We start from the raw sequence: 21718 nt of genomic DNA, 5'->3' as shown, positions 1-21718 counted from the left end.
TGTTCGTTTAACAGTACGGGCCACCAACCCGCTGGTCAATCATTTGGTCAAAGCCTTGCACCACGAAGTCTGGATGTGACGAAATGCCGCACACCACGAAATATCGCGCCGCGTCCGCGGCGGGTTCGGATACGGCCGAGTGGCCGAGGCGGCGACCGTCAGTCTCCCCCGGGAATTTGCGGGGAGCCTGTGTCGTCGCCGCACCGGCGGTGCCCTATCGAGTGAGGAAGTAATGCGACCCCTACGTTCTCTCCAGTTCGTGCCGGCTCATCGTGAGGGCTGGGCACAGAAAGCTGTTCGCGCCGGTGCCGACGCCGTGATCCTCGATCTCGAGGACTCGGTTCCCGAGCCGAGCAAGGCGGATGCCCGCGCAATGGCAGCCGAGACGATCGACGCCCTGCGCCGTGACCATCCGGATGTGACGGTGCTGGTGCGCCCGAACCCACTCGACACAGACCATTTCGGCCGAGATCTCGCGGCCGTGGTGCGCGCGGGACTCGACGGGTTGCTGTTGCCGAAGGTGTACGGAGCCCGTGAGGTCCTCGACTTCGCCGCGTTGCTCGAGCACTTCGAGATCGAGGCCGCCCTGATCCGTGGCAGCGTCGAGGTGATCCCCACTCTCGAAACCGCGAAGTCGCTGGTGAACTGCGAGTCGATCGCGGCGGCCCATCCCCGGGTCGCATCGCTGATGGTCGCGGCGGCTCGCGATGCCGATGTCTCGCGTGAGGTCGGTTTCGAGTGGACCGCCGAGGGCCTGGAAACCCTGCATTACCGCAGCAAGGCCGTGCTCGCCTGCCGCGCCGCCGGGTTGGCCCATCCGATCGTGGGACTGTGGCAGGAGATCTCCGACCTGGACGGGCTGCGCCGGTTCGCCGAAGGCAACCGGCGACTGGGCTTTACCGGGCAGGTGCTTATCCATCCCTCGCACATCGAGACGGTCAACGACGTCTATGCGCCGGACCCGAAAATCGTCGACCGCTTTCGCCGCATGATCGAGGCCTTCGAACAGGCCCAGGCGAACGGGCAAGCGGCGGCACTGTTCGAGGGCGAACACGTCGACATCGCCCACGTCAAGACCGCTCGCGGCGTGGTTGCCCTTGCCGAAACCATCCAGTCGCGCTGACCCCATCACCCGACCGACCGAACCCTTGAGGACCCTAAAATGAGTGGATTGTATTTCGAAGAACTCGAGCCGGAGCTCACCATCAAGCACGCGGTGACCCGTACAGTGACCGAAACGGACAACCTGCTGTTCACGACGCTCACGATGAACGTGCAGCCGCTGCACCTCGATGCCGAGTTCGCCAAGGACAGCATGTACGGCGAGCGCATCGTCAATAGCGTCTTCACCCTCGGCGTCGTCGTCGGTATTCCGGTGCAGGAAACGACTCTCGGAACGACGCTGGGCAACCTCGGGTTCGAGGAGATCGCCTTCCCCGCGCCGGTGCTGATCGGCGACACCCTGCGCGTGGAAACCGAGATTCTGTCGCGCCGCGAGTCGAAGTCCCGCCCGGATACCGGCATCGTGCGCTTCGAGCACCGCGGTTTCAACCAGAACGACAAACTGGTCTGCCGCGTCCAGCGATCCGGTCTGATGCTCAAGAAGCCCGCCGAGGTCGCCGTCTCATGAAACTGGCCACGCTGCGTGTGGAGGGATCGACCGCCGCCGCACGGATCGACGGCGGAAACGCGGTGCTGATCGAGCCCTATCCCAGCCTCTCGGATCTGCTACGCGACCCGCACTGGCACCGCATCGCCACCGAGGCCTCCGGGCAGGTTGTCGACCTCGGTGCCGTGGAGTACGCCCCCGTGGTCACGCACCCGACGAAGATCGTGTGCGTGGGCCTGAACTATGCGAACCACATCGAGGAGATGGGACGCGAACTCCCCCGCTACCCGACCTTGTTTGCCAAGTTCCCCGAAGCGCTCATCGGCGCCTACGACGACATCCACGTCCCGGCCTACGCCGATCAGCAGGTCGACTGGGAAGGGGAGCTCGCCGTCGTCATCGGCAAGAAGGCGAGATCGGTGCAGGCCGCCGACGCCGGCGAGTACATCGCCGGCTTCGCGGTCGCCAACGATGTCACCATGCGCGACTACCAATATCGGACTCAACAGTGGCTGCAGGGCAAGACGTTCGAGGGAACGTGCCCGCTCGGTCCGACGCTGGTGACCCCGGACGAGTTTTCGCTCGGTGCCACCCTGAACACTCTCGTCGACGGTGCCACCGTCCAGTCGGACTTGACCGGCGACCTGGTGTTCACCCCGGCCCGGTTGATCGAGTACATCTCCCACATCGTCACCCTGCAGGCCGGGGACGTGATCTTGACCGGAACTCCCGGCGGGGTCGGCCACCCGACCGGAACGCATCTGTCTGACGGCCAGACACTCACCACGGAGATCACCGGCCTGGGCACGCTGCGCAACACCGTGTGCGTTGCCGCCCCGGTCCCGGTCGGCTGACCCCTCCGCGCTCCACAATCGAATACGGCACGGCCCAGCCCTTCCAGTCCGTCACGGACCGGAAGGGCTAGTGGCCGTTGCTTCGCGAGCGTCCTTCGAGCCCTGCGGCCCCAGATCGCGCACCTCGGTTCCCACCCCCAGTGTTCGCGCGACACCGAACCCCACGGCAGCGAGCACACGTGCGGTTACCCACCGACGCAACAGGGTTGGTGCGTCGACAATGAGGGCGCGTCACGTGCGGCACTGCCCTGTCGGCGTGCGACGGCCGCGAAATACCCAATCGTCCAGGTAGCGGCATGCCGTAGATCACCCGTTGACGGATGCTGTGCTCTACGCCACAATACAAACAAACGAGCAAACGTTCGTCTGTGTCTGGCAGAAGAAGGAAAATCCATGAACGCTCTGTCTTGTCGTCGCGCAGCCCTTGCCGGAGTTGCCCTCAGCGCAGTCCTCAGCGTCGCGGCATGCACGGCCAGTGCTCCGGCAGAATCGGGTGGCAGCTCAGGAGGTTCGACGAGCGACGGCGGCCAGGCCCTGCCGGTCGAGCAGCTCTGTGGTGACCAGCCACTCAAGATCGCGCACGTCGCCGGATTCGGTGCCAACTCGTGGCGCAAGATCACGCAGGCCGAACTCACCGACGAACTCTCCGCCTGCCCCAACGTGACCCTCGAGTACACCCAGGCCGACAACGATCTGCAGAAGTACATCACCGCGATCAATTCTTACACCGCACAGGGTTTCGATGCGATCGTCACGTACGACGACTTCGGCAGCCAGGCCCTCAGCGCCCTGAAGAACGCCCATGACGCCGGCGTGGTCGTCGTCCCCTACATCGCCGATCCCGGCGGTGAGGTCGGTGTCGACTACGACGGCTACGTCCAGTACAACTTCGACGTCGAGGGCGACACGATGGCCAAGTGGCTGGGCGGCCAGGTCCAGCCGGGCAGCAAACTGCTCTTCAGCGGTGGACTACCGGGCGGAAGCCCCTCGACGGTCGCCCTGTGGGACGGAATCAACGAGACCTCCAAGGAGCTCGGTGATCCCTTCACCCCGCTGACCAACGAGCCGCAGCCCTCGAGCTGGGACGCGGCATACGAACAGCGCGCCATGGCCGGCGCATTGACCAAGTACCCCGAGATCGACGCCCTGGCATCGGATTACGGTGTCGCATCGAAAGGTGGACTGCGCGCCTTCATCAACGCCGGTCGGCCGATCCCGCCGCTGGCCACCTCCGCTACCGACAACGAACTCGGGTGCATGTGGCTGCAGCACCACGAGGCCAACCCCGGCTTTCAGTTGTTGACCCTCGACGGCACCACGACCGTCGTACGCATCGCAGCCCGCAAGGCGCTCGCCGCACTCAACGGCCGGCCCGACAACGAGCCGGAGAACTTCGAACTGCCCACGTTCGTCGACACCCTGGGCGGCAAGCTCCCGACCTGCCGCGAGGATCTGCCGCCGGACGCCGACCTGTCCTCGGCGCTCTCGCCCGAGCAGCTCTCGGCCGTCTTCCAGTAGCGGCTGGGCGCCAGGGATAAGGAGTGGTCAACTATGACTCAGCAAGACATTGTCGAGGATGTGATGTACGTGAGTGACGTACAGGTTCAGGAAAGTCCCGTTCACGAAGTGCCCGATCAGGACGTCGTTCTCCGGCTCGAAGCGGTGGACAAGAAGTACCCGGGCGTGCACGCAATCAAGAACGTCTCGCTGACGGTCCGGCGCGGCGAGGTTCATGCGCTGGTCGGCCAGAACGGCGCCGGCAAGTCCACGCTCGTCGGCATTGCGGCCGGTTCGATCACCGCCGATTCGGGGACGGTGGAGATCGGTGGCGTCGCCGCCGCCGACCCGTCCCCGGCGTGGTGCCGCGAACAGGGTTTGGCCATCGTCTACCAGGAACCAGCCCTCCTTCCGGACCTGACGGTCGCCGAGAACATGCGCCTGAGCATGCCCGAGGAACTACGCCCATCCGTCGGGGACCAGGTCAGCTGGGCAGAAGGCATCCTCGCGCGGTGGAGCAACGTGGCGTCGATCGATCCACGCACTCCGGTGCGCGAGTTGCAGCCGGACGCGCGGTTCGTCGTCGAAATCGCCAAGGCTCTGGCCGAGGAGCCGAAGGTCATCGTTCTCGACGAGCCCACCGAGCACCTCCTACCGCCTGCAGTCGCGGAGTTGTTCCGGCTGGTGTCGGAGCTGATCGCGGCCGGCGGTGCCGTCGTCTACATCTCGCACCGCCTCAACGAGGTCAAGCAGATCGCCCACACCGTATCGGTGCTGCGCGACGGCGCGCTGGTCGGCACGTTCACCGGCGCCGACGTCACCGAGCAGGACGTGGTCAACCTCGTCGTCGGCCGGGAACTCACGCGCGGTCACACGCGGGCCGACACCCGCTCGAGCCGGCTCGGTGACACCTTGCTACAGATCACCGACTTCTCCGGCGAGGGTTTCGACGACCTTCACCTGCAGGTACGCGCCGGCGAAATCGTCGGGTTCGCCGGTGTCGAGGGACAAGGCCAACGTGAGGTGCTCCGCGCGCTCGGCGGTCTGGTCAGCAACCACGGCACCGTCGAGATCGACGGCCGCCCGGCCAAGACGTCGAGCCCGACCACCGCACTGGCCGGTGGGATCGCCTATCTCCCCCACGACCGGCACAACGAGGGCATCCTGCCGGGACTGAGCCTTCGGGAGAACGCCTCGCTGGCCTCGCTGGGGCGGTTCACCCGCTTTGGTGCCCTCTCACGCCTGCGCGAGCGCAAGGCCACTTCCGAGACGTTCGCGTCGATGCGGGTCAAGGCTCCCTCCCCCGAGGTCGACATCACCACCCTCTCGGGCGGAAACCAGCAGAAGGTCGTGCTCAGCCGGGTGCTGATGACCGAGTCCACGGTGATTCTCGCCGATGAGCCCACCCAGGGTGTCGACATCGGTGCGCGGGAGGAGATCTACACCATCCTCCGAGAGGCGGCGGCGCGCGGGGCGGCGATCATCGTGCTCTCCTCGTCGGCGGCGGAACTCGAGCAGCTTTGTGACCGGGTCATCGTCTTCTCCCGGGGGAAGGCCGCGAAGGAGCTCGTCGGCGACGAACTGACCGAGCACGGCATCGCCCACGCCGCGCTCAGCGCAACAGGTAGTCGTAGCCGGGTCGGTACGGCGCTGCGGAAGGTCACGCTCGGCCGGAAGATCTCCCGCAGCGACCTGACGCCCGCCGCGATTCTCGCGCTCGCCACCGTGCTGCTGGCGATCGTCGCGATCCTCCAGAGCGAGTTCTACCTCACGTCACGCAACTTTGGTCTGATCCTGCCGCTGCTGGCCACCCTCGCGTTCTTCGCGATGGCACAGCAGGTGGTGATGATGATCGGGGGCATCGACCTGTCGGTGGGCCCACTGGCCGGTCTGCTCGTCGTTGTCGGCTCATTCGTGCTGTCGGCGTACAAGACACCCATCGGCATGATCATCGGCCTGGTCGTCCTCGCGATCGTCGCCGCGGTTGTCGGCCTGGTGAACTGGACACTGGCGGTCGTCGTCAAGATCAACCCGTTGATCGCAACACTGGTGACCTACACCGCGATCCAGGGCATCGCCTACCTCCTGCGTCCGCTGCCCGCGGGCAAGATCGATCCAGTCTTCACCTCGTACGCATCGACCAAGCTCGGATTCGTACCGATCATGCTGGTTGTGGCAATCGTCGTGGCGGTGCTTCTCGAAGTCGCCATGTACCGCACCATGTTCGGTGTCCGACTGCGAGCCACCGGATCCCAGCACGCCACGGCTGACCGCATCGGAGTCCGCACCAAGTGGATCACTCTGGCCGCCTACGTGAGCTGCTCGGTGCTGATCGTCCCGGCAGCCGTGCTGCTCATGGCGCAGGCCGGTACCGGCAACGCCAGTATCGGTGACAGCTACACCCTCGCCAGCATCGGTGCCGCGGTCCTCGGCGGCGCCTCCATCTTCGGCGGGCGCGGCTCGTTCATCGGAGCCTGCCTCGGCGCAGTGCTGGTGATCCAGATCAACACGGTCGTCCAGTTCATCGGGCTGCCGCTGTATTGGCAGCAGTGGCTTCTCGGCGGTCTGACCATCGCCGCGGCCGCCTTCTACTCGAAGTCCCGAACCCTCGCAGAGCGGAGCTGACCCGTGAGCGCAACACAAGAACAACAACTCCCCCAGAAGTCCGGGAACGAGTCCACCGGCGGTCGCCGTTGGACCCCGACCTGGAACGGCACCAGCTCGGTCATCGCGATCACTGTGGCACTGTTCCTGTTCAGCTGGCTGATCGCCCCCGGCAGCATCTCGGGCAGCGCTATCGACTCGCTACTGCCCTTCGCCGGAATCCTGGCGATCGCGGCGATCGGGCAGACCATCGTGGTCATGCTCAAGGGCATCGACCTGTCGCTGCCCGGCATGATGACCCTCGCCGCGCTGGTCAGCAGCCAGTACGCCCAGGATCACGGCAGTATCCTCGCCGCTCTGCTGGTCGTCGCCGCCATCGCCGTCGTCGTCGGACTGGTCAACGGCATCGTCGTCTCGGCATTCTCGGTGACCCCGCTGGTGGCCACTTTGGCAGTCAACGCCGTCCTGATGGGGGCCGCCCTCGCATACTCCGGAGGAACCCCGACCCGCGCACCGCAAAGTGTGTCCGACTTCGCTCTGGAAAAAACGGTCGGTGTTTCCAACACGGTGTGGCTTGCAGTGTTGCTGATGATCGTGACGGTATTCGCGACAGGGCGCACCGCCTGGGGGCGCCGGGTAGTCGCCGTCGGGTCCAACGAGCGGACCGCCCGCGCCGCGGGTGTGCGCACCGCCCGACTCAAGATCAGCGGATACGTCGCCGCGGCACTGTGTTACAGCGGCGCCGGTGTCCTGCTGGCCGGGTACGTGAGCACACCGAACACCAATGCCGGCACCAGCTACCTCCTGCCGGCCATCGCAGCTGTGGTCGTCGGCGGCACCGCGCTGACCGGTGGTCGCGGCAACATCATCGGCACGGCGGTCGGGGCCCTGTTTCTGAGCCAGCTGACCCAGCTCGTGCTCTCCCTCGGAGCGCCCTCTTCCACACAGTTCCTCGTCCAGGCAGTGGTCATCGCCGTCGCGGTGGGAGCACAGCAACTGGACCTGCGTCACGTCATCCAACGTCTGACTCCCCGAAAGGAATCTGCATGACGAACATCGGTCAGCGACTGCACGAGAAGGTGGCCTTCGTGACCGGCGCCGCCCGCGGCCAAGGTCGATCGCACGCTCTCACCCTCGCGGACGAAGGCGCGGATCTCATCCTGCTCGACTCGGTACGCCCGATCGACCAGGTGAGCTACGCAATGCCTGACCACGCGGACCTGAAAGAGACCGCACGCCTGGTGGAGGAGCGGGGCCGCAGGGTGGTGATGATCGAAGCCGACGTCCGTGACGAGTCGATCATCGCCGCGGTCGCCGAGGCCGCCGCCGAACTCGGTCGACTCGACATCGTCGTCGCCAACGCGGGCGTGCTCGGAGCAGCCAAGCCCTCCTGGGAGCTGACCCGTGCCGAATGGGACACCCTGATCGACATCAACCTCACAGGCGTCTGGCAGACGATGAAGGCGGCGCTGCCGCACATCATCGCCGGCGGCCGAGGCGGGTCGATCATCGCGATCAGTTCCATCGCGGGCATTCGCGGTGTGCCGCACGTGGCGCACTACAGCGCCGCCAAGCACGCGCTGGTCGGACTGGTCGGCTCGGTCGCGAACGAGGTTGCTCCGCACAGCATCCGGGTGAATACCGTGCATCCGACCAATGTCCGCACGGACATGATCGACAATCCGACGGCGGCGAAGATCTTCCGGCCCGACCTCGAGAACCCGACCCTCGACGACGGGATCGACGTTCTCGGGCGGATCAACCTGCTGCCGGTGCCGTGGGTGGACTCTGCCGACATCTCCGAGGCCGTCCTGTGGCTGGCCAGCGACGAGTCGCGTTATGTGACCGGCACCGCGCTGCCCGTCGATGCCGGAATGCTCGCGAAGTACCCCGGCTGACAACACACTTCCCTCCAAAGACCCCAACAGAGAGAGAAAATCAATGACAGTCAATGGTGGACCGGTCCGCACGATCGCACTGATCGGACGCAAGCCGGGTATGTCGTTCGCCCAGTTCGACGAGTACTGGCGAGAAAAGCACGCCCCGCTCGCCGCGCAGGTGCCCGGCGTGATCCGCTACGTGCAGCGGCACGTCGTTCCGCAGGAAGGTGCCACCGAACCCGACAACGGATTCGGGATCGACGGTCTGGCCGTTCTCGACTACGAGAGCGCCGAGGCGATGGAGGCCGGTTGGGCATCCGAGGACGGTCAGGCGGCACTCGCGGATGTCGAGAACTTCATCGGCAAGCACTACGTCGTGGTCCTCGAGGACCACGTCGTCGTCGACGACGCCTGAAGCCGTCGGCGTCCCTTACACGCAGACACTAGTTAGGAGCCCGTCATGGATGTGGGCGTCGTTTACTTCTTCACCGATCAGGGTCCGGACCCCATTGAGTTCGGGCAGGCCGCGGAAGGGTACGGATTCGAGTCCCTGTTCGTGCCCGAACACACACATTTCCCGGTGTCCCGTAAAACCGACTACCCGATCCCCTATGGCGGGCCCGAACTACCCGGGTTCTACCTACGCACCTACGACCAAATCGTCACGATGTCGATGATCGCCGCACACACGCAGACGATCATGCTCGGGACCGGCATCTGCCTCCTCGCCCAACACGATCCGATCGCCAAAGCCAAGCAGATCGCCACCCTCGACCACCTCTCCGGCGGCCGCGTCATCTGCGGCGTCGGCATGGGGTGGAACGTCGAGGAGGCCGAGGCACACGGCGTCGTGTGGAAGCAGCGCTATTCGACCGTCCGCGACAAGCTCAAGGTCATGCAGGCACTGTGGACCGAGGAGGAGGCGAGTTACGACGGGCAGCGGGCGTCCCTCGCCCCCTCCTGGGCGTGGCCCAAACCCGCGCAACCGAATGGTCCACGCACCTACCTCGGCGGCGCCGGTCCGACCACGATGCGGCACGCCGCCGAGTGGGCCGACGCCTGGTACGTCGTGCCCTCGGCGGAGGATCCGACTCTGTCGAAGACGGTGCCCGAGTTTCGTAGGGTCGTCGAGGAGTCCGGTCGTGATCCCGAGTCCGTGGGTATCGCGGTGGCCTCGGCGCCGCCGGATCCTGCAGCACTCGAGAGCTATCGAGAATTGGGGATCGAACGGGCAGTGCTGTGGGTCGATCCGGCAGATGACCCGGGCGAGGGCATGCGCAACCTCGAGACGGTCTCCAAGGTCCTCGCACAGATCTCCTGACAAACCTTCCAGAACTCACCCCTCACAGGAGGACTCGAAACCATGAACACCACTACCGCGGATGTGAGCATCGCCGAGGTCGCCGAGCGACTGATACGACTCGAAGACGTCCGCGCAATCGAACAGCTCAAGTACCGCTACGCCGGCTTCTGCGACAACGGCTACGACCCGGAGGGCATCGCCGGCCTGTTCGTCGACGACGGCCGGTGGGTCGTGGACGGCGAGGGTGGATCCATGACCGGCCACGAGGAGATCAAGGCGCACTTCCGGGCGTTGTCGGACAAGATCACCTGGGCTCTGCACTACATGATCGCCCCACGTGTGGAGCTCGCCGACGACGGCCAGAGCGCAACCGGATACTTCTACCTGCTGTGCCTGTGCACCATCGAGAACAGCCAGGACGCCACCAAGAAGGACCCGGTCATCCTGACGATCAACTACACCGATCAGTTCGTCAAGCGCGACGGCACCTGGTATTTCCAGGAACTGCGCGGACGCACCCACCAGGTGTCCAATTGGGACCAGGGCTGGGTCAAGCAGCCCTTCCGCGACTGAGGCTGCGGCAGCACCCATTCGGCCGCTCCGGCCATCCCGAGCGAGGCCGAGTTGTCAACTGCGGGGCTACGGGGTCACCTCCGTCGCCCCGCACAGCGGGGCATCCCATCCGCGACGGAAGTGGCACAACACCTTATCCGCCGGTCCGCTCCTTTCAATTGTTCGACGGGTGGGCCTCACGCTTTGCTGTGGGCCGCGATCCAGGAATCACGCAGTGCAGCGCATTTGGAAGTTATCGCCATGCAGCCCAGCCGATTCGGAAAGATAGCGTCTACTGATGTAGACGCTCATGTCGAGCGTTATAAGCGACTGCGGCGCAAGAAGCGGGACGGCGCAGTAGGAGGTCGCGTCCTCCGGCGGAGACCGATGCGCACGCGATGGTTCGTGTGGCGCTGGCCTGGCTGCCCTACGGCGGCGTTCCGTCCGACGAACTGCTGGTGCACTTCGCACTGACGGAAGATCAGTTCGTCGCCGCACTCTGGCAGATCGTGGCCGACGGTCACTGTGCTCGAGAGGATGCGCGGGACATTGCCGAGCATTACCCGCGGTCGACGAACAACTGAGGAGCGCCGAGTTCGCACCGATCCGGTGCGTGGCGGCATGGGCGGCCGGTGCGATAAGTGGCCGTGTATTCATCATCAACGTTTCAGGGAGGAAATTGTGATCGAAACTGCCAGTGGAACCGGGACTCGTCTTGCCGATCGGACGGCGGTGATCACCGGCGGCGCGTCGGGGATCGGCCGGGCCAGCGCTCTACGATTCGCGTCCGAAGGCGCTGAGGTCGTCGTATGGGACCTCGATCCGGTCGGGATCGATGCGGTGGTCACCGAGATCCGCCGGGCGGGCGGCCGGGCTCACGGGGTGGCGGTCGATATCTCCGACGCGTCGGCGGTGGCAGCGGCGGCCGCCGAGACCGCGGGTGTGGCGGGTGAGGTGACGGTGCTGATGAACAACGCCGGTGTGCTCGACGATTATGCCCCGCTCCTCGACACCGACGAGGCGCTGTGGGACCGCATCATCGGCGTCAATCTCAAGGGCATGTTCTTGGTGACCCGCGCGGTGTTGCCGTCGATGATTGCTGCTGGCGGTGGGTCGATCGTTAACACCGCCTCGGTCGCCGCGTTCATCGCCGGTGGGGGCGGTGCTGCGTACACCAGTTCCAAGCATGGTGTGGTCGGGTTCACCCGGCAGATGTCGTTCGACTACGCGCACCAGAATGTGCGGGTGAACGCGATCGCGCCCGGTGCGGTGGAAACCGGGATGTCCAAGGATATCTTGTACAACGAGGATCTGCCGGTCGTGGAGGCGCTGCGTAGTGCACCGGCGGGCCGGCACGCGCAGCCAGAGGAGTTGGCGAACGTCGCGCTGTTCCTGGTCAGCGACGAGGCGAGCTTTGTGCACGGCGCGGTCTACGTCGCGGACGGCGGTTGGACCATCCGCTGACTTCCCTACTTCGACGACAAAGGGGGCTCGGACCGGATCGCGGTCCGAGCCCCCTTTGTCAGTGCTCGTCCCGTCATGCAAGGCATCTCGGGTGTTGTCGAGCACGACCCGCAGAGTGCGCGGGAGTGCTCTCCGGCTCCGGACTCGCGACGCCGTCGTGTGAACCGCCCGGAACCGGAGAGCGTTTGGGAGCCGACCCGCAAGGATGACGCAACGGCTGGTATGCGGTCTCGCGGTCGGCGATCAGGGGGTTGAGTGTGGGTCTACAGCCGGGAGCGGCGGGCGCACTCCACGCTCAGCAGGCCGAGGACTCCGATGGTGACCATGGCGTAGGTGGCGCTGCCGGTGGCGTCGATGATCAATCCGAGCATCGGCGCGGCGAGGACTGCTCCGACGTTGCTGACGGTGACGATGAGTCCGCTCGTCTGGTAGTTCGCCTGCGGCTGAGACAGTTCCGCCGCCCACGCCCAGTAGGTGCCACCGTACAACGAGGCTGCCAGGAACATCATGCACAGGTAGATCCCGAGAGTGCTCGCGGGAATCCCGGGCAGGGCGACCACCATGATGCCGGCCAGACCGGCACCGATCATGTTCGTCTGGAATCGCTCGCCGCGGAAGAGCCGGTCCGACATCAGCCCGCCGATGGGAGCCGCGACGAGTTTGAACATGAAGGTGACGCCGATGATCGCCGAGGCTTCGAGCAGCGTCATGCCGCGGTCTTGTTCGAGGAACAAGGGCAGGGCGTAGGAAAGCCCGTAAAGGGTGATCGCAGTGCCTGCACCGTACAGCGAGGACCACCACACTCGGGAGCTGCGCAGCGCCTCGGCGAGTGATCCCGGTTTGGGGAGCGCGTCGAAACGGGTCGAGTGCGGGCGCCGGAGTCCGACGGGTTCGGCAACGAGGGCGTCCATCGAGGGCACACCGGGGTGGGACTTGTGGAAGTCCTTGACGGTGAGCACGAACAACGCACCGCAGGCGATGCTCGGGACCACGGTCAGCCACATCGAGGCGACCTCCCACGACATGCCGCTGTCGGTCAGCAGCGGTCCGGCGAACGAGGTGATCGAGAAGCCGACGCCGAGGAAGCCCATCAGGAGGCCGGTCGCGAAACCGCGCCGGTTCTTGGGAAACCACAAGGATGCATGGGTGGCCAGCGAGGCATTCATCACGCCGCCGCAGCAGCCCAGGAGCAGACGCAGCACGAGCATGCCGGTGTAGGACTCACCGACGACCGGGATCAACAGCCCCGAAACGACATTGCAGAGCAGGCCGATGACGACGATCTTCTTCACCCCGATACGGGCGGCCCACTTGCCGGCGAAGACCGGAACCACGCAGAACGTGAGCATCGATGCGGTGGTGAGCAAGGACAGCTGGGTGGCGTTGATCCCCCAGTCGTCCTGGATGACCGTGCCGAACACGGCCACGGTGTTCAGACCGATGAAGCAACACATGAAGCACAGCAGGCTGACCAGCAGGACCCACCAGCTGTAGAGGGGCGCGCGCGTGGATGTCACACGCGCGCCGGTGAGCGTCGAGGTTGTCATGACGTGCTCCTGTGTCTGGGGCGCCGCCCGCAAGGCAGGAGGCGCAGTCGGGACGAGCGCGACGGACCGGAGTACACACGGCGCGTGGTGAATTCGACCGTGAATCGCACCCGGAACGGAAGGTGCGGTAGCTCGGAACGGAACCGCATCAGCAAAACGAACGTACGTATGTTAGTGCGGCATCACCTGTCGTGTCAACGGTCACAACGAGGATTCAGGACCGGACGCGCCCAACGCGATCGAGTGGTGAGATGACCCACCGGGATTCGCCCACGGAACGCGCAAAACGCCCGGCTGGTGCACCAGCCGGGCGTTTACGGGAGGGTCGACGAACAGTGGTCAGGCGAGCGAGACGGTAACCGCCTTGCTCTGCAGGTAACCGTCGAGGGCTTCGCCGCCCATCTCCTTACCCCAGCCGGACTGCTTGAAGCCGCCGAACGGCAGCGCGGCGTCGAAGACGTTGTAGCAGTTGACCCATACCGCGCCGGCGTTGACCGCCTCGGCGAAGCGGTGGGCGCGACCGACGTTGCTCGTCCACACACCGGCCGCCAGACCGTAGGTGGTGTCGTTCGCGCGGCGCAACACCTCGGCTTCGTCGTCGAACGGCATCAGCGAAACAACCGGACCGAAGATCTCCTCCCGGGCGATGGTCATGTCGTCGTCGACCCCGCCGAGCACGGTCGGCTCGAGGTAGTAACCGGGCTCGCGGGTCTGGGCACCACCGGCGATGATCTCCGCTCCGTCACTGAGCGCGCCCTCGACGAAGGTCTTGACCTTGGAGCGGTGCTGGTCGGAGATCATCGGGCCGACCAGGACGCCGCGCTCGGCGCTGGGGCCGATCTTGATCTCCGGCACCTTGGCGGCGATACGGGCCTGGACCTCGTCGTAGACGTTGCGCTGCACATACAGCCGCGACCCGGCCGTGCAGGCCTCACCCTGGGCATAGAGGACGGCACCGAGCACTCCGTCGACGGCGATGTCGAGATCGGCGTCGTCGTAGATGACATTGGGGGATTTGCCGCCGAGTTCGAGGGTCAGCTTGCTCAGGTTCGATGCCGCCGCGACGACGATCCTCTTGCCGGTCTCGACCGAGCCGGTGAACGCGACCTTGTCGACCTGCGGGTGACCGGCCAACGGAGCACCGGCGTCCGCACCTGTTCCGGTGATCACGTTGACCACTCCGTCGGGCACACCGGCTTCGACGGCCAACTCCGCCAGGCGCAGCGGGGCCAGGGAGGCGAGTTCGGCGGGTTTGAGCACCACGGTGCATCCGGCGGCGAGTGCCGGGGCCAGCTTCCAGACCGCGGCGAGCGCGGCGCCGTTCCAGGGGATGATCTGGGCGACCACGCCGACCGGCTGCCGCCGGGTGTAGGAGAAGAAGTCTCCGGGGTTCTGCCGCGACAGCGGGATGGTGCGTCCCTCGAGCTTGGTGGTCCACCCGGCCATGTAGCGCAGCAGGTCGGCCATGTTCGGCAGGTCGATGTCGCGGATGAACGCGTAGGGCTTTCCGCAGTCCTGGGTGTCGATGAGGGCGATCTCGTCCGCGTTGGCCTCGACGAGGTCCGCGAAGCGGTGCAGGATCCGGGCGCGGGCCTCGGCCGGCAGCCGCCGCCACGGGCCGTCGTCGAATGCGCGGCGGGCAGCCTGCACCGCCAATTCGACATCGCGCGGGCCGCCTGCGGCGATCTCGGCGAGCTTTTCTCCGGTCGACGGGTTGAAGACGTCGACAGTGCCGCCTTCGACCGGATCCACCCACTTACCGTCGATCAGCAGTTGATGACGGCTGGGGCTGGTCTCGGACATCTTTTCTCCTTCAGGTAGAGCTGCTCGGCGAACACACGAACGCTGGCGGCGATGATGCGGCCGTGGGTGCCGCCCGGCGCGCGCGGAAGTCCTCGGGACCCGGCACGCTTACCACATACGAACGATTGTTTTCTTACGGTACCGGGTGGGCACCCATCCATGTCAACGATCGGCGCCCACCGGGAGATCAGGGGATGTTGCCGCGGTAGCGGGCCGACCGGTACGGGATCGGCCAGTCGAGCGTGTCCTCGACGCCGAGTTCCTTTGCCGCCTTGAGCGGCCACATCGGCTCGCGCAGCAGGTTCCGTCCGACGAAAACAGCGTCCGCGGCTCCGTCGACGAGGACTTGCTCGGCCTGGGAGGAGTCGGTGATCAGCCCGACGGCCGCGACCGGCAGGGATGTGTCGTTGCGAATCCGGCGAGCGAACGGCACCTGGTATCCCGGTCCCACGGTGATCTTCTGCTCCGGGGTCAGGCCACCGCTGGAGACGTCGACGAGGTCGATCCCGGAACCCTCGAGCGAGCGAATCAGTGCGACGCTGTCGTCGACGTCCCAGCCGTCCTCGGCCCAGTCGGTGGCGGAGATCCGCAGCAACAGCGGCAACTCCTCCGGCCAGACCGCGCGAACAGCGGCGATGATCTCCCGCAGCAGCCGGGCGCGGCGGTGGGGGTCTCCGCCGTAGTCGTCGGTGCGCCGGTTGGTGATCGGCGACAGGAACTGGTGGAGCAGGTATCCGTGTGCGGCGTGGATCTCGACGACCCGGAATCCTGCGGCCAGGGCACGGGTGGCGGCGTCGGCGAAGTCGGTGACCACCTTCGCGATGTCGGCGACGGTCATCTCGCGTGGCACCGCCTGGTCTCCCCAGGCGGTCGCCGAGGGACCGACCGTCTCCCAGCCGCCCTCGCTGATCGGGACGGTGCCGTCGCCCTCCCAGGGAACCTGCGCGGAGGCCTTGCGGCCGGCGTGCGCGAGTTGGATACCGGGGATCGATCCGTGCTCCGTGACGAACCGATTGATGCGGGCGAACGCCTCGAGCTGCGTGTCGTTCCACAGCCCGGTGCACTTGGGGCTGATCCGCCCTTCCGGGCTGACCCCGGTCGCCTCGGTGAGAACCAGGCCGGCCTTGCCCTTGGCGAACGAGCCGAGGTGCACGAGATGCCAGTCGTCGGGTACGCCGTCGTCGGCGGAGAATTGACACATCGGCGCCACCCAGAGACGGTTTCGGAAGGTCACACCGCGCAGGGTCAGCGGTGAGAACAGCCGCGTTCGATGAATAGTGGGTTGAGACAACACGAACTCCTAGGTCGGGGTGGTGCGGCTATTCCAGCGTCGAGCCGGCCTTCGGGCCCTCGAGGAACTTGTTGGGGGTCAGGAAGAAACACAGCACCAGTGCCCCGTTCGGCGCAGAGGCGCGGTGCTGGTTGCCCTGCGGGCGCCACGAGAAGTTCCCGACGGTGGTCTCGCCTTCCTCGTCGACGATGCTTCCTTCGAGCACCCAGGTCTGCTCGATCCGGACGTGCTCGTGCAGCGGCAGGACCGATCCGGGCTGCCAGCGGAACAGGGCGGTGAGCAGACCGCTCTCCTCATCCTTGAGCAGCACCTTGATATCGATGCCTTCGTACCCGGAAGGGCGCCAGGGCAGGGCGTCGACGTCGACGTAGCGCGAGGCCAGCGGCGGAAGTGCGTTGAGTTCGTCGGCGAAGGGGGTGATCGCGGGCATGATGGTGTTTCTTTCTGTGTTGTGGTGTGCGGGTGAGCGAGTCAGAACGACCGCGGCAATCCCAGGTACTTCTCACCGATGTGGTTGCGGAGCATCTCGTTGGTCAGTGGGGCGAAGGTGTAGAGGCGGGCGTCGCGGAACAACCGCTCCATCGGGTACTCCTTGCTGAACCCGGATCCGCCCATCAGACGCATGCCGGCGTCGGTGACGGCGACCGCCGCATCGGAGGCGGCGACCTTGGCCATGGCGCTGAGAATGTCGGCGCGTTTCCCGGTGGCGGTGGCCTCGGCGGCCTGGAGCATCAGGGCCCGGGCCGACTCGATCGCGATGGCGCCGTCGACGAGCCGGTGCTGGCCGGCTTGGAAGCTGCCGACCGGACGCCCGAACACCTGACGCTGGCGGCCGTAGTCGACGGCGGCTTCCAGCGCGCCCCGCGCGATCCCGAGTGCGGCGGCGGCGGCGTTGAGTCGTTCCCCGTTGAGAGTGCCCAGCACCTGCCGGAACCCCTGGTCGACGTGCCCGAGGACGGCGGAGGCATCGATTTCGACGTTGTCGAAGGTGACCTCGCAGGTGTCCAGGCTGTGGATGGCGAAGGTATCGAGTTCCCGCACGGTGATGCCGGGAGTGTCGGTCGGGACAACGAACATGGTGATGCCGTCGATCGGCGAAGACTCAGGCGTCGAGGTCCGGGCCAGGACGATGAGATTCCTCGCGTGCTGCGGACCCGAGATCCAGGTTTTGGCGCCGTTGAGTACCCACCGGCCGCCATCGGACTTCTTTGCCCGGGTGCGCATGACGCGAGCGACGTCGGTGCCGCCGTCGGGTTCGGTCAGCGCGAAGGCGACCCGCTCGCTGCCGTCGAGGAGTGGGGCCAGGACGGTGCTGCGCTGCTGGTCGCTGCCGTACTCGGTGAGCAGTCCGACGCCCATGTACTGCACGACGAGGCACACCGCCATCGAGGTCGGGCCGGCGGCGAGCTCTTCGAGGACGATGATCTGGAGTCTCGGGTCGGCGCCGCTCGTGCCGTCGGCCTGGGCATCGAGTCCGATCAGCCCGGCCTCCCCTAGCGCCCGGTACAGCTCGAGGTCGAACGCGTTGGCATCATCGAGTTCCCTGACCCGCTGCGGGGGTGCACATCGTTCGATGATCTCTCGCACCATCTCGCGCAGATCCGCTTGCTCCGTGGTGTCCGGCAGGGTGCCGCTTCCGATCATGAGACTCCTCCGACTCGGGGTGACCGCGCCCTTCGGGATACAAAGGTGCGGCCGTCGCGCTGTGACCAGGTCACCCATCCCACAATACAAACGAACGCACGTTTTTCCAAGGGGCCGGAAGGCCATTCCGTCCACCTAGACAAACAAACACCCGTTCGTATAGCGTGTGTGATGCCCATTACAGAGGGCGTGCAGGCCGCACGGTCCCACAACGCAACCGGCCCCGCCCTCACTCGTCGTGAACTCGCGTTTCACCCGCGAAAGACGGCACCGACCATCACGAGAAAGGGTGACCATGCCTCCCACCGAGACCGCTGTCGACTGGAGTCGGCTCTGGTCGGAACCGTCGATGCTCCGCCTGCGACGTGACCGCCGAAGTTTCTTCACCGTTGCCTGGAGCGTTTTCGCGGTGGCATTCTGCGCGCTCGTCGGCTTCGCCGCCTTCGCCCCGGAGATCATCGCCAAGCGCCCCGTAGCGGGTCTGAGCGTCGGGCTGATCCTGTCCCTGGCCTACGTCGCGACGGTGATGAGCCTCGGCGCCTGGTACGTGCGCCGCGCACGCCACTGGGACATCCTGGCCGCGGCCGTGCTGAGCGTGCCCGCCACCCGGGAGCGAGAGGTCGCGGGCAATGTCTGACGGATTCAACACCACCGCCGTCGTCGTCACCATCCTGCTGCTGGCGACCACCTTCGTGGCGACCTACTTCGCCTCGCGCCGCACGAAGACGTCGGCGGAGTTCTGGACGGCCGGCGGCGGTATGACCGGACGCAAGAACGGCACCGCCATCGCCGGCGACTTCCTGTCCTCGGCCTCCCTGCTGGGTTACGCCGGGCTGGCCTACCTCTACGGCATGGACGGCATCGTCTACGCGATCTTCGCGTGCGGGATCTTCCTGATGGTGATGTTCCTGATCGCCGAAAAGCTGCGCAATCTGGGGCGTTTCACGTTCGCCGACGCGCTCGCCACCCGACTGCGGTCCGGTCCGGTCCGCATCGTCTCGGCGATCTCGACGCTCTTCATCTGCGTCTTCTACCTCCTCGCCCAGATGGTTGCGGGCGGCGTGCTGATGGAGGCACTCGCCGGAATCGACTTCTCCTGGGGCGTGGTGATTGCCGCGGTCCTCATGCTGACCTATGTGCTCTTCGGCGGAATGCTCGCCACGACGTGGCTGCAGATCATCAAGGCCGTGGCCCTGATGAGCGTCGTCGCGCTGCTGGTGATCCTGGTTCTCATCCGGATCGATCCCAACCCGCTCAACATCATCGAGCAGGCGGTCTCGCAGAGTAAATTCGGCGATCACTACCTGGCCACCGGCAACTCCTTCAAGGGGCCCTGGAACATCATCTCCATGGCAGTGGCCGTGACGTTGTCCGCGGTGGGCCTGCCTCATGTGCTGATGCGGTTCTTCACCGTTCCCGACGCCATCGAGGCACGCAAGTCCGCGATCTGGGCGATCAGCCTGATCGGTGGATTCAACGTCCTCATCGCGTTCCTCGGCATCTCGGCACGCGCCGCCCTCGGCGCCGGCGGGGAGGAAATCGCCGGCAAGGGCGGCAATCTCGCCCTGCCCGCCTTGACCGTCTGGCTCGGCGGCGGGGACGGCTTCGCGTCCGACCTGCTGCTGGCGCTGGTGGTCGCGGTCTCGATCGCCACGCTGCTGGCGGTATCGGCCGGCTTGGTCCTCAGCGCGTCGAGCACGATCGCCCACGACCTGTGGGCCAAGACGTTCCACCGTCCCGAAACCGAGGAAATGACGGTCGGCCGGATCGCGGCGGTGGCGTTGGTGATCGTCACCGTCGGTGTCACCCTGGCCATCGGCGGCACCCAGAACGTGACCTTCCTGGCCACGCTGGCGACCTCCACCGCGGCCAGCGCGAACTTCCCCGTCCTGATCATGACATTGCTCTGGCGGCGGATGCGTACCCTCGGCGCCGTAGTCGGGGCGCTGTCGGGTCTGCTGACGGCGCTGGCGCTGATTCTGACCGGTCCGCTGGTGTGGCCGAGTCTGGCTCCGCTGCTGTCGGATTCACTGACGACCACCGCACCCTTCCCGCTGGCCTTCCCGATCCTGCTGTCGGTGCCCGCCGGATTCCTCGGGTGCATCGTGGGCAGCTACCTCAGTCGCGAGCCCGCAAATGACGCCGCCTTCGACGAACTTCAAGTGCGAGCCCTGACCGGGGCAGGTCTGGACAAGACGAAGACCCTCGCGCACTGATCCCCTCACGGCGGCGTTCGACCGGAAGCTGTCATCTCCGGGCGAACGCCGCCGTGCATTCCCGATTGGTCGCCGAACTTCTACCGTCGCCGACCCCGACTGAAGGAGAAATGTATGTCCGTCAAGATCGTTGCGCTGATCACCTCGAAGTCCGAGCTCTCTCGCGACGAGTTCCTCCGGTACTGGAACGTCGAGCACCCCCAGTACGTATGGAAGCTCCCGGAACTCGAGCGCTACGTGCAGAACCCGGCAATCGAGCATCGCACGGAATGGGCGTACGACGGGATGGCGGAGCTGTGGTTCCCCTCCGTCGCCGCGGTGGCCCAGGCGTTCTCCTCGCCGGAGGCGGACGCCGTCCGCGAGCACGAGGAAGAGTTCATCGGGAACATCACCTGGTTCCTCGCCTCCGAGTCGGAGATCGTGCCGGTCTGAACGGCGCCGTCGAGGTCAGGGTTCGCGCAGAACGCCCTCCTGGGAGGCCGACGCGATGCGCGCACCCGCCTCGGTGGTGAAGTCGCAGGTGCACAGGCACCGGCCACCGGTCGCGATCGGACTGACCTGCCGACACAGCATCCACTCGTTCACCGAGAACGGCCGGTGGAACCACATCGCGTGGTCGATGCTGGCACCGGCGATCACCCGGTTGCCGTACCAGGAGCGCCCGTGCGGCATCAGCGCCGGGTCGAGCAGGGTCAGGTCGCTGACATATGCCAACAGGGCAGTGTGCAGAAGCGGCTCGTCCGGGACCGTGGTGGCCGCGCGCACCCAGAATTGCTGCTCGGGATTCCGGGTGCCGGCCGCGGCCAGCGCCTCAGGATGTTCGAGAAAGCGGAAATCGAAGGGGTGGGGTTGCGACCACCACTCCGGCAGCATCGCACTCTCGCCCTCGAGTTGCTCGTGCAGCGGCAACAGTTCGTCCGGTGCAGTCCCGGTCAGGGGCGGGGACCATTCGTGCTCAGGGCCGTCCTGCTCGGTGGCGAACGAGAGCTGCAGTGTCGCCAGCACATCATCGCCCTGGGTGGCGGTGACGGCGCGAGCGCTGTAGGAGCGGCCGTCTCGCAGAATCGTCACCTGATAGGCGACGGGCGCACCAGGGTCTCCACCCCGCAGGAACAGCGTATGCAGCGAATGCGGATACCGGTCGGCGGGCACGGTCGCACCGGCCGCCATCACGGCCTGCGCGAGAACCTGTCCGCCGAAGAGCCGGGGAAGTTTGCGCACCGAGGTCGGACCATCGAACCGGCTCACCCCCGCGGGGGTCACTCGCAGGGCGTCGACCAGGGACTCGAGTTCTTCGGCAGAGGCAATCACCGTCCGCGCCCTCTCTGTCGTCGACCCCACCTCACGGATGCGGCGGGGACCATCGTTGACCGTTACCACATCTGACGGTACCGTAAGCGAACGTACGATTGTTTGTCTAAGCGACATGGTCTTACGAAGGCGACCCCACACCG

At 66.1% G+C, this 21718-nt stretch carries 21 protein-coding genes; 15 read left to right on the top strand and 6 right to left on the bottom strand.

Annotated elements, in window-relative coordinates:
• Positions 1-232: 232 nt before the first annotated feature.
• From QM693_RS02440 to QM693_RS02385, 12 genes are all read left to right on the top strand, one after another.
• Positions 233-1123: an HpcH/HpaI aldolase/citrate lyase family protein gene (locus QM693_RS02440; protein WP_043789338.1), complete on the top strand. Its 891-nt coding sequence runs from the start codon at positions 233-235 to the stop codon at positions 1121-1123.
• A 39-nt stretch (positions 1124-1162) separates the two neighbouring features.
• Positions 1163-1630, top strand: a complete 468-nt coding sequence (locus QM693_RS02435) for a MaoC family dehydratase (protein WP_005565830.1) — start codon at positions 1163-1165, stop codon at positions 1628-1630.
• Positions 1627-2463 carry a fumarylacetoacetate hydrolase family protein gene (locus tag QM693_RS02430; protein ID WP_005565832.1) on the top strand — a complete coding sequence of 279 codons (837 nt, stop codon included), beginning with the start codon at positions 1627-1629 and terminating at the stop codon, positions 2461-2463. Before QM693_RS02435 ends, QM693_RS02430 begins: the two co-directional genes overlap by 4 nt.
• A 393-nt stretch (positions 2464-2856) precedes the next feature.
• Positions 2857-3981: a substrate-binding domain-containing protein gene (locus tag QM693_RS02425; protein WP_005565836.1), complete on the top strand. Its 1125-nt coding sequence runs from the start codon at positions 2857-2859 to the stop codon at positions 3979-3981.
• Positions 3982-4044: 63 nt separating this feature from the next.
• Entirely contained in the window at positions 4045-6585 is a 2541-nt protein-coding gene (locus tag QM693_RS02420; protein ID WP_502942583.1) for an ATP-binding cassette domain-containing protein, read from the top strand.
• A 3-nt stretch (positions 6586-6588) separates the two neighbouring features.
• Complete coding sequence (locus QM693_RS02415; protein ID WP_283351248.1) at positions 6589-7614, top strand: ABC transporter permease; 1026 nt, start codon at positions 6589-6591, stop codon at positions 7612-7614.
• Positions 7611-8462 carry a mycofactocin-coupled SDR family oxidoreductase gene (locus QM693_RS02410; protein WP_005565841.1) on the top strand — a complete coding sequence of 284 codons (852 nt, stop codon included), beginning with the start codon at positions 7611-7613 and terminating at the stop codon, positions 8460-8462. The genes QM693_RS02415 and QM693_RS02410 overlap by 4 nt, the downstream gene beginning before the upstream one ends.
• 43 nt (positions 8463-8505) lie before the next feature.
• On the top strand, positions 8506-8859 hold the full coding sequence (locus QM693_RS02405; protein ID WP_283351247.1) for an EthD family reductase: 354 nt from the start codon (positions 8506-8508) through the stop codon (positions 8857-8859).
• A 45-nt stretch (positions 8860-8904) separates the two neighbouring features.
• Positions 8905-9765, top strand: a complete 861-nt coding sequence (locus QM693_RS02400; protein ID WP_283351246.1) for an LLM class F420-dependent oxidoreductase — start codon at positions 8905-8907, stop codon at positions 9763-9765.
• A 42-nt stretch (positions 9766-9807) separates the two neighbouring features.
• Positions 9808-10320, top strand: coding sequence for a nuclear transport factor 2 family protein (locus QM693_RS02395; protein ID WP_283351245.1), 513 nt, complete (start codon positions 9808-9810; stop codon positions 10318-10320).
• Positions 10321-10697: 377 nt separating this feature from the next.
• Positions 10698-10883, top strand: a complete 186-nt coding sequence (locus tag QM693_RS02390) for a hypothetical protein (protein WP_283351244.1) — start codon at positions 10698-10700, stop codon at positions 10881-10883.
• The gene (locus QM693_RS02385; RefSeq protein WP_283351243.1) at positions 10849-11763 is read left to right on the top strand and encodes an SDR family NAD(P)-dependent oxidoreductase; all 915 of its coding nucleotides are present in this window, start codon (positions 10849-10851) and stop codon (positions 11761-11763) included. Before QM693_RS02390 ends, QM693_RS02385 begins: the two co-directional genes overlap by 35 nt.
• A 263-nt stretch (positions 11764-12026) precedes the next feature.
• On the opposite strand, the gene QM693_RS02380 is transcribed toward QM693_RS02385, so the two are convergent.
• The 5 genes from QM693_RS02380 to QM693_RS02360 form a co-directional block, all read right to left on the bottom strand.
• Positions 12027-13310: an MFS transporter gene (locus QM693_RS02380; RefSeq protein ID WP_283332185.1), complete on the bottom strand. Its 1284-nt coding sequence runs from the start codon at positions 13308-13310 to the stop codon at positions 12027-12029.
• A 339-nt stretch (positions 13311-13649) separates the two neighbouring features.
• The gene (locus QM693_RS02375; RefSeq protein WP_283351242.1) at positions 13650-15113 is read right to left on the bottom strand and encodes an aldehyde dehydrogenase family protein; all 1464 of its coding nucleotides are present in this window, start codon (positions 15111-15113) and stop codon (positions 13650-13652) included.
• A 187-nt stretch (positions 15114-15300) separates the two neighbouring features.
• The gene (locus QM693_RS02370; protein ID WP_283351241.1) at positions 15301-16404 is read right to left on the bottom strand and encodes an NADH:flavin oxidoreductase/NADH oxidase; all 1104 of its coding nucleotides are present in this window, start codon (positions 16402-16404) and stop codon (positions 15301-15303) included.
• Positions 16405-16432: 28 nt separating this feature from the next.
• Positions 16433-16834, bottom strand: a complete 402-nt coding sequence (locus QM693_RS02365) for a cupin domain-containing protein (protein WP_005565853.1) — start codon at positions 16832-16834, stop codon at positions 16433-16435.
• A gap of 41 nt (positions 16835-16875) precedes the next feature.
• Positions 16876-18048, bottom strand: a complete 1173-nt coding sequence (locus QM693_RS02360) for an acyl-CoA dehydrogenase family protein (RefSeq protein ID WP_283351240.1) — start codon at positions 18046-18048, stop codon at positions 16876-16878.
• Positions 18049-18343: 295 nt separating this feature from the next.
• Here QM693_RS02360 and QM693_RS02355 point away from each other — a divergent pair, with 295 nt between their 5' ends.
• From QM693_RS02355 to QM693_RS02345, 3 genes are all read left to right on the top strand, one after another.
• Positions 18344-18685, top strand: coding sequence for a DUF485 domain-containing protein (locus QM693_RS02355; RefSeq protein ID WP_283351473.1), 342 nt, complete (start codon positions 18344-18346; stop codon positions 18683-18685).
• Entirely contained in the window at positions 18678-20264 is a 1587-nt protein-coding gene (locus tag QM693_RS02350; protein ID WP_025433374.1) for a solute symporter family protein, read from the top strand. The genes QM693_RS02355 and QM693_RS02350 overlap by 8 nt, the downstream gene beginning before the upstream one ends.
• 114 nt (positions 20265-20378) lie before the next feature.
• Entirely contained in the window at positions 20379-20696 is a 318-nt protein-coding gene (locus QM693_RS02345; protein WP_005565859.1) for an EthD family reductase, read from the top strand.
• Positions 20697-20711: 15 nt separating this feature from the next.
• Here the strand turns inward: QM693_RS02345 and QM693_RS02340 are convergent, their stop codons facing one another.
• Complete coding sequence (locus QM693_RS02340; RefSeq protein ID WP_283351239.1) at positions 20712-21575, bottom strand: acyl-CoA thioesterase; 864 nt, start codon at positions 21573-21575, stop codon at positions 20712-20714.
• Positions 21576-21718: the final 143 nt, after the last annotated feature.

It is taken from the genome of Rhodococcus sp. IEGM 1305, assembly GCF_030058635.1.
In the GTDB taxonomy this organism is placed as follows: Bacteria; Actinomycetota; Actinomycetes; order Mycobacteriales; family Mycobacteriaceae; genus Rhodococcus_F; species Rhodococcus_F opacus_D.
The sequence above is the reverse complement of the archived record's forward strand: the minus strand, read 5'-3'. Positions and strand labels throughout refer to the sequence as shown.